The following is a 13976-nucleotide window of genomic DNA, read 5'->3' on the forward strand; positions in this document are numbered from 1 at the left end:
ACGGGCGTCCTTTAGCCCCTGCTTAAGCCCTGTTTATTCCGAAAAAAGAGGGAAAACGGTGGTTTCTCCCCTTTGCCGCATTAAATTAGGGATGATAAACTGCTTAAAGTCACTAAATTGGAAGCGCTAAAAAAGCTGGCTTACGGTGCGATATTTAGAGGCTAAGTTCTTGCTTACGGAGCAGGTTACTTCGTAAAGCTAAGTTTATGCTTACGAGGAGGTTACTTCGTAAAGCTAAGTTTATGCTTACGGAGCCAGCTTTACTTCGTAAAGCTTTAAGGAGGAGAGATATGGATGTTCTCAGGCAACTGCGGGGCTTTTATCGGGAGAAGCTGCACTATCTGATTCTGTCGATTGTATGTTTGGCGGCCGCAACTGCAGTGGGGCTTATAACCCCCAATTTGTTAAGGAGATTGATCGATGATGTTATTGTTCCCCTAAAGTTTACTGAGGTGCCCGTACTCGCTCTCAGTGTGCTTGCTGTCATTATTGTCAAGGCGTGCCTGCAGTTTGCCCATGGATTTTTCGGCGGACGGCTGGGGAATTTCCTGGCTTACCGGCTGCGCAATGCCTGTTATGAGAAGCTGCAATTTCTGTCCTTCCGGTATTATGATACGGCGAAGACAGGTGACCTGATGTCCCGGCTGACCGGGGATTTGGAAGCAATCCGCATGTTCATCGGCTTCGGATTTGCCCAATTGCTGAATGTGTTCTTCATGGTTCTGTTCGGCTCCATTATGATGTTCACCATCAATTGGCAGCTGACGCTGGTTACTCTGATCACAATGCCGTTTCTGGCGGTAGTTGCACTCAGATTTGAATCCAAGATTCATCCGGCCTTTCAGGAGATGCGCCTGGCGTTAAGTTCCCTGACAACGGCTGTACAGGAGAATGTCACCGGGGTAAGAACGGTCAAATCGTTTGCCAGAGAGGCCTACGAAGTTGAGAAATTCTCACACCGTAATGAACGTTATAAAGATAATCAGATTTTTGCGGCCGAGCTGTGGAGTAAATTCTTCCCGTTCATGGAACTGCTGGCTTCGGTCAGTGTAGCTATTCTGCTGGGTGTCGGCGGTACACTGGTTATTAACAAGCAGATGTCGCTGGGTGAGCTGGTTGCGTTCTTCAGCCTGATCTGGTACATCATCGGTCCGGTCTGGGGACTTGGGTTCCACATCAACAACTATACCCAGTCGAAAGCCTCCGGCGAACGTGTGCTGGAAGTGCTAAATCAGCAGATTCATGTAAAAGATAAAGAGAATGCCCGCGAGCTTGTTGCAGCTGAAGTGAAGGGAGAGGTGGAGTTCGACCATGTCACCTTCGCTTACGGAAACAAAATGCCGGCAGTCAAGGATATTCATTTCCATGCCGAGCCCGGTGCGGTCATTGGCTTCCTTGGCGGAACGGGGTCCGGTAAATCCACGATTACCCAGCTGATGATGCGTGCCTATGATGTGAATCAGGGGAGTATCAAGCTCGACGGTGTGGATATCCGCGAATTCCAGGTCCGCAGTCTGCGTTCGCAAATATCGACGGTGTTCCAGGAGACCTTTCTGTTCTCCTCATCAATCCGCAATAATATCTCTTATGGACTGAAGAATGTCAGCATGGATGAGATCATCCGTGCCGCCGAGCTGGCAAAAGCGCATGACTTCATTATGGAGATGCCGGAAGGCTACGATACCGTAGTCGGGGAGCGCGGGATGGGTCTCTCGGGCGGTCAAAAGCAGCGCATTGCCATCGCCCGCGCACTGCTGAAGAATCCGCGGATTCTTATTCTGGATGATGCGACCAGTGCGGTAGATATGGAGACGGAGCATGAGATTCAGGCCGGCTTCCAGGAGGTTATGCGCGGACGGACGACCTTGATTATTGCCCATCGGATCTCCTCCCTGCGCCATGCCGATCAGATCATTGTCATGAATGAAGGTAGAATGGTCCAGCAAGGCACCCATCAGGAACTGATCGCGGTCCCGGGGCCTTATCAGGATGTGTACCGGATTCAGTACGCCGATTATTTAGCCAGGGATAACGGACGAGAGGCAGGTGATCCGGCATGAGTCTTGAGACCTCCAAGCAGACTGCTGACGGTGTATTAAATACCGACAACAGTAAGGTTGAAGAACAGACGCTTGAAGAACGTTTTATCTATAAAGACGATGATGTGATTGACAAGGCTTTTGACTGGAAGCAGTTCACCCGCTTATTCAGCTATATGAAGCCATATGCAAGACAGATGCTGCCGCTGGTCTCAATTATGATGATTCTGGGTACGATTACCAAGCTGACAGTTCCATTCCTGACCAGTATGGCGATTGATAAAGCGATTGCTCCAAAAGACGGAAACACCAGCTTGACGCTGCTCTACACATTAACAGCCAGTGTTATCATTCTGTATCTGATTCAATGGATTGCCGGCGTATACCGGATCAAATATACGAATGTGATCGGCCAGCGGGTGATTTATGACCTGCGCTCGGACCTGTTCCGGCATATCCAGAAGCTGTCCTTCAACTTCTTCGATAAACGTCCGGCCGGATCAGTCCTCGTCCGGGTGACCAATGATATCAACTCGCTGCAGGATTTGTTCACCAACGGGGTCGTCAATCTGATGATTGACTGTGTGCAGCTGTTCGGTATTATGATTATTCTGCTGCTGATCAACTGGAAGCTGGGGCTGGCCGTGATGATTACGGTGCCTATTATGTTCCTGATCTCGACCAAGCTGCGGCAGAGAATCCGAATTGCCTGGCAGGATGTGCGCATGAAGAACTCGCGGATCAACTCCCATCTGAATGAGTCCATTCAAGGGATCCGTGTCACACAGGCCTACACTCAGGAAGAAGAGAACATGCATTATTTCGATGCCATGAATATGGACAGCCGGAAATCGTGGAACAAGGCCTCGGCCATGAACCAGGCGTTTGGTCCGATCATTGAAGTCACCGGCGGCTTCGGAACGATGATTCTCTTCTGGTTCGGGGCTTACCTGATTCAGTCGGGAGAGCTTACGGTTGGCTTCCTGGTTGCCTTCAGCAGTTATGTCAGCAACTTCTGGGACCCGATCAACCGGCTGGGACAGATGTACAATCAGCTGCTGGTTGCAATGGCTTCCTCCGAGCGGATCTTCGAGTATCTCGATGAGCAGCCTGCGGTTCAGGATAAACCGGGAGCGACCCCGCTATCCAAGATTAAGGGAGATATTCACTTCGATAATGTTGTGTTTGAATATGAGAAGGGCCGTGCGGCCCTTAAGGGCATTAACCTGGATGTCCAGGCAGGCCAATCCATTGCTCTCGTAGGACATACCGGCTCCGGCAAAAGCACGATCATCAACCTGATCGGCCGGTTCTATGATATCAAGAGCGGCGGCATCACCATTGACGGGCGGGATGTCCGCGATGTTACCCTCCAGAGTCTGCGCGAACAGATCGGGATTGTTTTACAGGATACCTTCATCTTCTCGGGAACGATCCGCGACAACATCCGCTTCGGACGGCTGGATGCTACGGACGAAGAGATTGAAGCGGCCGCCAAGGCCGTAGACGCCCATGATTTCATCGTCAAGCTGCCTGCCGGCTATGATACCGAAGTCGAGGAGCGGGGAAGCGCACTGTCCATGGGACAACGCCAGCTGCTGTCCTTCGCCCGGGCGCTGCTGGCCGATCCGCGGATTCTGATCCTCGATGAAGCGACCGCCAGCATCGATACAGAGACGGAGATCAAGATTCAGGAAGCGCTGAAGCTGCTGCTTCAAGGCCGGACCTCCTTCATCGTCGCCCACCGGCTCTCGACCATCCGTCATGCGGATAAGATTGTAGTGCTGGATCACGGCGAGATTAAGGAAGAAGGCAATCATGCCGAGCTGACCAAGCATGACGGCATTTATAACGGTTTAATTGAAGCACAGTTCCGCTTCTTATAGAAGCACCTGTAGAAGCAGATACAGCAGCCTGGCCCCGATGTGGGGATGGGCTGCTGTTTTTATGTGCTGGAAAGTATAGGTGGCGCGCTGAGTTCCTTTCCATCAAGACCTTTTCCCCGGCTTCCCGCTTACCCGGACCTCCAGCAGCTGCGCGCTGATCTCTTGTTGCCACCCGGTATCATGAGTATCCGCTGCCAGCAGGGCTTCGATATGGAGACGGGCCATTTCCCAGCAGTAAACGGTGTTGACATGCAGGCAGTGCTGAAGCTCGTCTTGCTCTGCCGGAGCCAGCGGACGCTTCAGACTCAGGGTATATAACTCGGCAAGGCGCTGATGAACCGCAAGCATCATATCTCCTCCTTGGATTACTGTCTGCTATTAGCGTGGCCCTCGAGAGCCGGTTTCAAACCGGAATGAAGCCTAATATGAATATTCAGATCTTTAGAATAAATAAAGTTCTTGAAATCGCTTTTATTTATGCTACAATAGCAGTAATACAGGATTGTGACCGGTAACGCGGGCAATGCCTAAGCTGATGCGAGTATCATTTTACGAATGATATTGGGATCAACTTAGGCTTTTTTTGTACAAACTACACATCAGGAGGTGAATAGAGATGATTATCGAGAAGGTGCTGAACAATAATGTGCTCCTGACCAAGAACCAGAAGGGCAAGGAGGTTATTGTGATGGGCAGAGGAATTTCCTTCAATAAGGTGGCGGGGGATTATGTTGATCCTGCTAAGGTGGATAAGATTTTTCTGCTGAACGAGAATGAATTCACCGCCCGGCTAACTGAACTGCTGAATGATATTCCCGTAGCTCACCTGGAGCTGGCCAGCAGCATCGTCACCTACGCGAGTGGAGTGCTGCACACGGAGCTGAACGATAATCTCTATCTTACGCTGACGGATCATATCCATTTCGCGCTGGAGCGTTTTGAGAAGGGGATTCAGCTGAAGAATGCGATGCTGTTTGAGATCAAGCGCTTTTACCGGAAGGAATTCGGGATCGGGCTGGATGCCCTGAAGATGATTGAACAGACCACCGGCCTCTCGCTGGGTGAGGATGAAGCCGGATTCATTGCCCTTCACCTGGTCAATGCCAGGATGGATGGCACGGAGGTAAGATCGACGATCAAGATGACAGAGATCGTTCAGAATATTCTGAACATCGTTACCTATCATTATAAGGTGGTGCTGGACGAGACCTCACTTAACTACTCGCGGTTCCTGACCCATCTGCAGTATTTTTCCATGCGGGTGCTGAAGAAGGAGACCAATAATAGCGGGGAAGAGTTCCTGTACAACCAGGTGAGAGTTACCTATGTCAAGGCTTTCGAATGCGTAGGCAAGATCAATGAATATCTGGAGAAATCGCATGGTCAGAGCCTCAGCAAGGACGAATATGTCTATTTGACGATTCACATTCAGCGTGTAACTGAACGCAATAACCTGGAGTAACACGTAACATGTAACACATAACATACGTAAGACTACAATATTTCATATATTTTCATATCATCTGTCAGGGTGTAACTGGTTATGCAGGCAAAACCTGAGCTGATGGCAAAAAAGCGTGTACTAACGTCTTTTTTTGCCTTGAGTTCAGGTTTTTCTTGTTTGCAGAGGGGAACAAATAGAATACGCTGGCACCATTCGCCTCTGCAGCGATGCTTATATTACAGATCTCAAAAGGAGCAAACCCAAATGAGCAATAAAGACTTATCCAAACAAATTATCACACTCGTTGGCGGAGAAGGAAATGTGAATTCTGTCTTCCATTGTGCCACACGCTTAAGATTCAAGCTGAAGGATAACAGCAAAGCCAATAAAGCAGCGCTGGAAAAAACGCCGGGAGTCATTACAGTCGTCGAGAACAGCGGACAATTCCAGGTGGTTATCGGCAACAATGTCAGCCAGGTATTCGAGCAGATTATGAAGGAAACCTCGCTTCAGGATGCGGAGAAAAGCGGCGGCGACGAGAGCTCGGAGAGTACCGGCGTTCTAGGCAAAGCGGTAGACATTATCTCAAGCATTTTCTCGCCGATCCTTGGAGCACTGGCCGGAGCAGGGATTCTCAAGGGCTTGCTGGCTCTGATTCTGTCCCTGGAGTGGATCAGCGCTGCCAGCGGCACTTACATGATCCTCAATGCGGCTGCCGACAGTGTATTCTATTTCCTGCCTGTCTTCCTTGCGGTTACAGCAGCGCGTAAATTCAAGGCGAATCAGTTCGTGTCGATTGCCATAGCCGGAGCCCTGATCTATCCCGCAGTCATTGCGGCCGTAGGCTCGCCTGACCCGCTGCACTTCCTGGGGATCAAGATCGTACTGATCAACTATTCCTCCAGCGTGATCCCGATTATTCTGGCGGTATGGGTGCAATCCTATGTGGAAAAATGGTTCCGTTCGTTCATTCATGAGTCGGTGCGCAATATTCTTGTTCCCATGTTCGCACTTCTCATTGTGATTCCGCTGACGTTCCTGGCCTTCGGACCGGTAGGCTCCCTGATCAGTGACGGATTGGCTTCCGGCTACACTTGGCTGTACAACCTCAGTCCGCTGGTGGCCGGAGCGATTGCCGGGGCGTTCTGGCAGGTATTCGTAATCTTCGGGGTACACTGGGGCTTCGTGCCGATCATGCTCAGCAATATTGCTACCTTGGGACAGGATACCATGCTGCCTATTCTCAGTGCGGCCGTCCTGTCACAGGCCGGAGCTGTATTCGGCGTATTCCTGAAATCGAAGAACCCGCAGCTTAAGGCGCTCGCTGGTTCCTCCACCCTGTCGGCAGTCTTCGGAATTACAGAACCGACGATTTACGGTGTTACCCTGAAGCTCAAAAAACCGTTCATCTACGCCTGCATCTCCGGTGCTATTGGCGGTGCGATTATCGCCACAGGCGGCGCAAGAGCATTGTCCTTCTCGCTGCCGGGTCTGCTGGCCCTGCCGACATATTTCGGCACCGGATTTGTCTGGGTAGTCATTGGTATCCTGGTAGCTTTTGTACTGGCCGCTGTACTGGTATTAGTGCTTGGCTACAAGGAGCCTGAGACAGATGCTGCGGCATCCGTTAACTCAGGAGGAACTTCGGTTACGACTACACCGACGCTGATTGATAAAGAACTGGTTGTAAGCCCGCTGGCGGGAATGCTGCATCCGCTGGGCACTCTGCCTGACGAAGCTTTTGCTTCCGGCGCCATGGGTAAAGGCATTGTAATTGAGCCTTCTTCGGGCATCTTAACCAGCCCTGTGAACGGCACAGTAACTACTGTATTCCCGACAGGACATGCTATCGGCATCACTTCGGACGGCGGTGCGGAGCTGCTGATTCATGTCGGTGTCAACACCGTGAAGCTTAAGGGTCAGCATTTTACTAAAAAAGTGAAGGAAGGCGACAAGGTGGTCAAGGGTCAGCTATTGCTTGAATTTGACCTCGAAGCTATCCGTGCGGCCGGATTTGTAACGGCGACACCGGTGATTGTCACCAACTCGGCACAATACCTTGATGTGCTTAAGAGCACAGGAACAGAAGTACCTAGCGGCGAACTGCTGCTCACACTCATCCGGTAAAAGTATTGGGGCTATGACTGCTGTCATATTACTCACGAATAAGGGCTGTCCCGGCTTGGCCAATTAATGGCTCACTCGGGACAGCCCTTTCGTGTGAAAATGCTCAGGTAAGGCTACTCCATATAAATCTCAACGACGGCAATTGTGCGTTCGCGTGACAGGTCAAGGAACCTGCCTTCGCTCTGTACAAGCGGACGGAAGACATCCAGCGGGTTGTTCATCACGATCACACCCATATCTCCGGTGCTCAGCAGAACGCGCTTGCCGATGAAGTTAGGCATCAGGTGATTGATGAAAGCCTGGACCGGTTTGCCGTTCAGTTTGCCGAAGCTGAGGGAGTTGATCTCACGCAGAACGGAAATCAGCTCCTGCTTGGACTGATAGACCCGGTGAGTGGTCATAGCGCTGTAAATATCCGCAACGGCTGCGATTTGGGCGTAGGGATGAATATCTGTCTTGGTCAGCTGCTTGGGATAACCGGAGCCGTCCTCGCGTTCATGATGCTGCAGGGCAACCAGAGCTGTGAAAGGATCGTTCATGGAATTCTGTATGATTTCGTATCCGTAAACCGTATGTAATTTGATCTCTTCGTATTCTTCAGGTGTTAATTTGCCGGGTTTGTTCAGGATGGCGGGGGAGATGCGGCATTTGCCGATATCGATCAGGTATCCCGCACGTCCGATCTCATAGCATTCCGTCTTGGAATATCCAAGCCACGAGGCAAGATAATAAGAGAGCATGCCTACCTGCAGGGAATGGTTGTAAGTATAATTATCCTCCCTGTCCAGCAGCAGCAGCAGTGTCACTACATCCTTATGTTTGTCCAGCGTGGACAAGGTCGGCTGAAGAATATCATCCACTACGGATTGATTGAAGCTGCCTTTGCTGAGCGCTTCCATATATAGAGACTCAAAACCGTCAATCGTGGTATCGAAGCTGCTGGCTGCGGCCTGAATGATTGAGGTCCGGCTGGAAGGGGCGGGCTCTTCCTGTACCGCTTCAATATCTACATAATCAACGCCGTGCTGTATCAGCTTGGCGATTTCCTCCATTTGCAGCCGTGACCCCTTAGGGAGTACATGCAGCCCGCGGGAGCTGAAGGTATCCATCCGCAGATGATCACCCGGTTTAAGATCCATCACGTGTACTCTCAATGAATAGGCCACCTTACTATAGCAATTTTTTACAGCATAGCAACAAAGTCCGCAATATTCAATGGTGTATGTGAAGCTGTGCAGATTCGCGGAAGGAGAACGGTGCGGTTAGCCGCCGGACACAGGCGGAATGAAGGCCACCTCTGAGCCTTCGGTAATATCCGTATCATCAGGCGCATATTCCTGATCAACGGCTACCAGAGATACACTGATCTGCGGCGCGGCATCGGGATAGGAGGCGGAGAGGAGTTCCTTCAGCCGGCCTGCTGTTACAGGGGACTCATGGGCGTGGAAGACCAGAGTGGAGGAGCCGATAATTTCGGCCAGACCGGCGAACAGCCGGATCGAGATATGCATGCGTTCTTCACCCTTTCTGGACTTAAGCTTAGGACAGCTTATAATGATTACAATATACCATATTGAGTCTGAAAATGTTATGCTAACTCTAGAACAGAACAAGCCTGCCGCTTACTTTATAAACGGCTGTACAAGTGGGAGGGAAGCCAGCTTATGAAGCCTGGGCCGCAAAGATTAACCATTATTCATACCAATGATATACATAGCCACTTTGAAATGATGAGTCCGCTCGCGGCAGTGATATCCTCGATGAAGGCAGCGGCGGGCGAGGAGCCGGTGCTGCTGCTTGATATCGGTGATCATATGGACCGCGCTGCTGTAGAGACGGAAGGCACGATGGGACAGGCCAACATCGATATTATGAATTTGACCGGATACGATGCAGTCACCATCGGTAATAACGAAGGCCTCACCTTCTCCAAGGAGATGCTATCAGCCATATTCACAGGCTTACAGTGTCCTGTAGTATGCTGCAATTTCCTGGAGTCCGCTACCGGCGAGCCGCCGCACTGGATGCAGCGCCGCGCGGTTCTGGAGAAAGACGGGATCAAGATTGGACTAACTGGTGCAACGGCGGCGTTCACCTCCTTCTATTCCTTGCTCGGCTGGGATGTGCTGGACCCGGAAGAGGCGCTGCGTGAGCAGGTTCAGCTGCTTGCCCCGCAGGTGGATATCGTGATCATTCTGTCACATCTGGGGCTGCCTGCAGACCAGAGGCTGGCAGAGAAGCTGGAAGGCGTGCATGCCATTCTGGGCGGGCACACCCACCATATGCTGGAGCAGCCGCAGATGATTAACGGGACAGCCGTATGCGGCGCCGGCAAATTCGGCCGGTACGCCGGACGGGTGGTCTTCGAGCAGGAGCAGCCAGGCGGAGCATTTCACCTGGCCGAAGGAGGCTGCACGGCAGTCGATCCTGCCTTGACGGAGGAGCTTATCGCTCCGGCGTCAGCGATCCATCTGCAGCGCGGCCGTGAGGCTCTGGAGGAGACGGTTGCCATCAGCGACCGCATGCTGCCGCTGGATCTGCAAGGGGAGTCTCCCTTTGGCAACCTGCTGGCACAGGCGGTCCGCCAGTTCACAGGCAGCCCCATCTCACTTGTTAATACAGGCCAGCTGCTCGGCCCGCTGCCGGAGGGCAACATCACAGCAGGCATGCTGCATGCCTTATGTCCTTCTCCAATTAACCCATGCACAGTACAGCTGACAGGCAAGGATATCCGCATTGCACTGGAACAGAGTCTGATGGCAGAGTTCCGCAATAAGGTCATCTACGGATACGGCTTCCGGGGAGAGATGCTGGGCACCCTGGCTGTGGACGGATTAAAAATCTTGTACGATCCAAGGGTCATGCCTTATGATAACGGTATTGCGATTTTTGCCGGCGGGGAGCAGCTGGAGGATACCAAGGTATATAGTGTTGGTACGCTTGATATGTTTACGTTCCGAACAGGCTATGAGAGTATAGCCAATGGCCGGGAGGCGGTCTATTTGCTGCCTCATTTCCTGCGCGATCTGCTGCGGATGGAGCTGCAGCGGCCGGGGAGTCTGGATGAGTGTGAAGCGGTTCGCTGGGAGAGGCAATCCACCTGATGATCCACACCATGTAGTATCAAATTGATAGTTAACGCATTACCAGGTTTCATTGACTAGATCAGGAGGAGTAATATGGATACAATTACAGCCATTATTCTGGCAATTGTGGAAGGAATCACGGAGTTCATTCCGGTTTCTTCGACGGGACACATGATTCTAACGACTAAGCTTCTGGGATTTAACGAGCAGGATTCGATTATGAAGACTTATGAGATTGTGATTCAGCTGGGGGCCATACTGGCCATTGCGCTGGTCTACCGCCAGCGGATTGTGAATCTGCTTGGCTTCGGCCGCAGAGACAGAGGGGGCGTAATGCCGGCAGCCCGTCTGAACCTGATTCATGTGCTGCTTGGCATTGTGCCTGCGCTCGCTGTAGCTTTTTTTGCAAGGGACTTTATTAAAAGCCTCTTCGGGGCATCCACCGTCCTCTGGGCGCTGGTAGCAGGCGGTATTCTGATGATCATTGCCGAATGGGTCAACAAACGCAAGATCCGCGTGACGGCGCATGATCTGGATGATCTGTCTTACGGGCAGGCACTCTCAATCGGACTTTTCCAGATTATTTCCGTCCTTTGGCCCGGGTTCTCCCGCTCCGGCTCAACAATTTCCGGGGGGATGCTGAGCGGGGTGAGCTACAAGGCTTCGGCCGACTTCTCCTTCCTCATCGCGATTCCGATTATGTGCGCGGCCTCGGGATATGAGCTACTGGATTCGTACAAGAATTTCACGAGTGAGACCATCGGGTATTTTGTCATCGGCTTCATTATTTCCTTCATCGTGGCCTATGTGGTGGTAGTTCTGTTCATGAGAATGATCCAGAAGATCAGACCGACGCATTTTGCTATCTACCGCTTTATCCTCGCAGCCGCCTTCTGGCTGTTTATTATGCGTTGATTCTCAGCTTGGCATCACAGATAAGCAATTTTACCGTTAAAGGCAGGAGTGAGCCAAGTTGCGTCTAGTATCCGTCAATCGGCTTCAGCCGGGAATGAAGCTGGGTAAAAAAATATATAATGATGAAGGGCTGGTTCTGCTCGCGGACGGAGTGGAGCTTACCGATTCCCTGATCAAGCGGCTCGCCAGAATCGATATCGGCTATATCTATATTGAGGATTCGCTCACGGAGGATATTGTGATCCCCGGAATGCTGCAGGATGAGACGCGCAATCAGGCGCTCAAGGTGATTCGTAACCAGTTCCAGCAGATGTCCGGTGCCTCGGGGATTACCAAAGGCTTTTATCATCTGGATAAGAAGTTCTCCAAGGTGATGGATTCCATCCTCGACGATATGTCCCTGCAGGAGGACCCGATGATCATGCTGCTTGACATGCACACGGCTGACAATTATCTGTATGTCCATTCCCTGAACGTATGCCTGTATACGCTGGTGCTGGGCATTGCCCATGGCTACAGCAAAGAAGAGCTGCGGGTCATCGGGCTTGGTGCGCTGCTGCATGATATCGGCAAGACACAGATTCCTGTAAAAATTGTACAAAAGCCCGGTATGCTCAGCGAAGAAGAGTTCCGTCATATGCAGGCGCATACCGAGATCGGATACCGTATTCTCAAGGAAGAGCCGAATATTCCTCTGCTGGCAGCTCACTGTGCCTTGCAGCATCATGAACGGATTGACGGTTCCGGCTATCCGCGCGGTCTGACGGGTCCGCAGATCCATGAATATGCGAAATGGCTGGGGGTAGCAGATTCCTATGATGCGATGACCTCCAACCGGATCTACAAAAAAGCCATGCTGCCCCATCAGGCGGTAGAAGCGCTGTACGTCGGCTCAGGAACCTTGTATGAGCAGAAGCAGCTGGAGTTATTCAGAGACCGCGTGGCCATCTATCCGCTGGGGCTTACGGTGAAGCTCAGCTCCGGCGAGAGCGGTGTGGTAGTCAAGATTGATCCCAGCACGCCGCACCGGCCTGTGGTCCGGGTACTGAACGGACCCGAAGGCGAAACGGTTACCCCCTATGAACGTGATCTCAGCAAAGCCCTCTCTGTAGTCATCGTGGATGTGACGGACGGGGGAGAACCTGTAGTGAAAAGTACCGGATAGGTGTTCTGCGCAGCGAGGAGAGAATAGGGTATCTGCAGGAATTGCGGAGCTGTATTCTCCGCCTTGCTGTTTTTTTGAGTAGTCGTGGTATGATATAGCTTAAGTTATCGTTCTTTTTCTTTTGTTTTGGGTTAATAATAAGGAATAAGCATTAAAGGAGCATTAAGAAATGAGTATATTAGAGCCATCATCATCTATAATTCCTGTAAAAGAGCTGTCGCCGGAATATGATCCGTGGGACCCGATTACTTCACTCCGCGAATACGGGCAGCATGTACTGACCAGTGTAGAGATGACGGTCACGAATCTGTGCAACATGCGCTGCGAGCATTGCGCTGTCGGCGATAGCCTTACGATGAAAGAGGGAGAGCTGCTGCCTTTGACCCAGATGCTGAAGCGTCTGGAGGAGGTAGAGCACCTGCAGACCATCAGCATTACGGGCGGGGAGCCGATGTTCCGTGCCGGAACGGTGGAGAATACTATCGTACCGCTGCTGAAATATGCACGGGAGCGGGGTATCCGTTCACAGATCAACTCGAATCTGACCATGCCGTATTCCCGTTATGAGCAGCTGCTCCCTTATCTGGACGTTATGCATATCTCGTTCAACTATGTGAACGGCGATGACTTCCACGAGGTGGGCTTCGCGAACAGCGGTCACCTGGTCTCGAAGGAGGCCGCCTACCGGCTGTACGACACGATGCTGGAGAATTCCCGCCGGCTGAGCAGCGATGGAATGCTGATCTCTGCCGAGTCGATGATCAACTACCGTACACACACCAAGCTGCCCGAGATTCACCGGCTGATTGGGGACATGGGGGCAAGACGTCATGAGGTACACCCGATGTACGCATCCAGCTTCGCTTCGAAGCTGCCTGTGCTGTCGCTCCGGGAGATGAATACTGCGATTCATTCCCTCCTGGATCATCGTGACCCGGAGATGTGGATGCTGTTCGGCACGCTGCCGTTCTTCGCCTGCAGCTTCCTGGAGGAAGACCAGCAGCTGCTGAGCAGACTGCGCAGCGAGAAAAATGTAACGCTGCGTAATGATCCGGACGGAAGAAACCGGGTCAATGTGAACCTGTTCACTGGCGACGTCTTTGTAACGGACTTCGCTGATATATCCGCTTTTGGCAATATCAGCAGCGCGAAGCTGGATGACATTTTCACCGAGTGGCAGACTAAGCATCCCTTGAATCAGCAAGTGAACTGTTACTGTGATGCAGCAGGCTGCTGCGGGCCTAACCTGCTCGTAGCCGATATGTATTATCCCGGGGTCGATTTCAAAACCAGAAAAGCGATCACCTTGTAGAA

General features: G+C 51.7%; 11 protein-coding genes. 8 read left to right on the forward strand and 3 right to left on the reverse strand.

The window, feature by feature from the left end:
* Positions 1 to 290 precede the first annotated feature (290 nt).
* Both NSS83_RS29485 and NSS83_RS29490 read left to right on the forward strand, forming a co-directional pair.
* Positions 291 to 2060, forward strand: a complete 1770-nt coding sequence (locus NSS83_RS29485; protein WP_341187876.1) for an ABC transporter ATP-binding protein — start codon at positions 291 to 293, stop codon at positions 2058 to 2060.
* Entirely contained in the window at positions 2057 to 3925 is a 1869-nt protein-coding gene (locus tag NSS83_RS29490) for an ABC transporter ATP-binding protein (RefSeq protein ID WP_341187877.1), read from the forward strand. Before NSS83_RS29485 ends, NSS83_RS29490 begins: the two co-directional genes overlap by 4 nt.
* 102 nt (positions 3926 to 4027) lie before the next feature.
* Here NSS83_RS29490 and NSS83_RS29495 read toward each other — a convergent pair whose 3' ends face one another.
* Positions 4028 to 4276, reverse strand: coding sequence for a hypothetical protein (locus NSS83_RS29495; protein ID WP_341347044.1), 249 nt, complete (start codon positions 4274 to 4276; stop codon positions 4028 to 4030).
* 265 nt (positions 4277 to 4541) lie between these two features.
* Here NSS83_RS29495 and NSS83_RS29500 point away from each other — a divergent pair, with 265 nt between their 5' ends.
* Together NSS83_RS29500 and NSS83_RS29505 are read left to right on the forward strand one after the other, a co-directional pair.
* On the forward strand, positions 4542 to 5387 hold the full coding sequence (locus tag NSS83_RS29500) for a PRD domain-containing protein (protein WP_341187879.1): 846 nt from the start codon (positions 4542 to 4544) through the stop codon (positions 5385 to 5387).
* 246 nt (positions 5388 to 5633) lie between these two features.
* Complete coding sequence (locus NSS83_RS29505) at positions 5634 to 7496, forward strand: beta-glucoside-specific PTS transporter subunit IIABC (protein WP_341187880.1); 1863 nt, start codon at positions 5634 to 5636, stop codon at positions 7494 to 7496.
* A gap of 113 nt (positions 7497 to 7609) precedes the next feature.
* Here the strand turns inward: NSS83_RS29505 and NSS83_RS29510 are convergent, their stop codons facing one another.
* Positions 7610 to 8650, reverse strand: coding sequence for an HD-GYP domain-containing protein (locus NSS83_RS29510; protein WP_341187881.1), 1041 nt, complete (start codon positions 8648 to 8650; stop codon positions 7610 to 7612).
* Positions 8651 to 8758: 108 nt separating this feature from the next.
* On the reverse strand, positions 8759 to 9007 hold the full coding sequence (gene moaD, locus NSS83_RS29515; RefSeq protein ID WP_340755251.1) for a molybdopterin converting factor subunit 1: 249 nt from the start codon (positions 9005 to 9007) through the stop codon (positions 8759 to 8761).
* A 153-nt stretch (positions 9008 to 9160) separates the two neighbouring features.
* Between moaD and NSS83_RS29520 the strand changes: the two genes are divergently transcribed.
* The 4 genes from NSS83_RS29520 to yfkAB all read left to right on the forward strand — a co-directional run bounded on the left by NSS83_RS29520 (position 9161) and on the right by yfkAB (position 13974).
* Entirely contained in the window at positions 9161 to 10600 is a 1440-nt protein-coding gene (locus tag NSS83_RS29520; protein WP_341347045.1) for a bifunctional UDP-sugar hydrolase/5'-nucleotidase, read from the forward strand.
* Positions 10601 to 10675: 75 nt separating this feature from the next.
* Positions 10676 to 11497 (forward strand): undecaprenyl-diphosphate phosphatase, encoded by an 822-nt coding sequence (locus tag NSS83_RS29525; RefSeq protein WP_036692810.1) that lies wholly within the window; start codon positions 10676 to 10678, stop codon positions 11495 to 11497.
* Positions 11498 to 11555: 58 nt separating this feature from the next.
* On the forward strand, positions 11556 to 12662 hold the full coding sequence (locus NSS83_RS29530; protein ID WP_341187883.1) for an HD-GYP domain-containing protein: 1107 nt from the start codon (positions 11556 to 11558) through the stop codon (positions 12660 to 12662).
* Between the two features lie 169 nt (positions 12663 to 12831).
* Positions 12832 to 13974: a radical SAM/CxCxxxxC motif protein YfkAB gene (gene yfkAB, locus NSS83_RS29535; protein WP_341187884.1), complete on the forward strand. Its 1143-nt coding sequence runs from the start codon at positions 12832 to 12834 to the stop codon at positions 13972 to 13974.
* Positions 13975 to 13976: the final 2 nt, after the last annotated feature.

It is taken from the genome of Paenibacillus sp. FSL H3-0469 (assembly GCF_038051945.1).
Taxonomy (GTDB): Bacteria; Bacillota; Bacilli; order Paenibacillales; family Paenibacillaceae; genus Paenibacillus_AQ.

What these genes read in the sequence shown, in the direction of transcription:
- NSS83_RS29495 (WP_341347044.1), bottom strand. Translation starts at nt 4,276, where the DNA reads ATGATGCTTGCGGTTCATCAGCGCCTTGCCGAGTTATATACCCTGAGT.
- NSS83_RS29500 (WP_341187879.1), top strand. Translation starts at nt 4,542, where the DNA reads ATGATTATCGAGAAGGTGCTGAACAATAATGTGCTCCTGACCAAGAAC.
- NSS83_RS29485 (WP_341187876.1), top strand. Translation starts at nt 291, where the DNA reads ATGGATGTTCTCAGGCAACTGCGGGGCTTTTATCGGGAGAAGCTGCAC.
- yfkAB (WP_341187884.1), top strand. Translation starts at nt 12,832, where the DNA reads ATGAGTATATTAGAGCCATCATCATCTATAATTCCTGTAAAAGAGCTG.
- NSS83_RS29490 (WP_341187877.1), top strand. Translation starts at nt 2,057, where the DNA reads ATGAGTCTTGAGACCTCCAAGCAGACTGCTGACGGTGTATTAAATACC.
- NSS83_RS29525 (WP_036692810.1), top strand. Translation starts at nt 10,676, where the DNA reads ATGGATACAATTACAGCCATTATTCTGGCAATTGTGGAAGGAATCACG.
- NSS83_RS29520 (WP_341347045.1), top strand. Translation starts at nt 9,161, where the DNA reads ATGAAGCCTGGGCCGCAAAGATTAACCATTATTCATACCAATGATATA.
- NSS83_RS29505 (WP_341187880.1), top strand. Translation starts at nt 5,634, where the DNA reads ATGAGCAATAAAGACTTATCCAAACAAATTATCACACTCGTTGGCGGA.
- moaD (WP_340755251.1), bottom strand. Translation starts at nt 9,007, where the DNA reads ATGCATATCTCGATCCGGCTGTTCGCCGGTCTGGCCGAAATTATCGGC.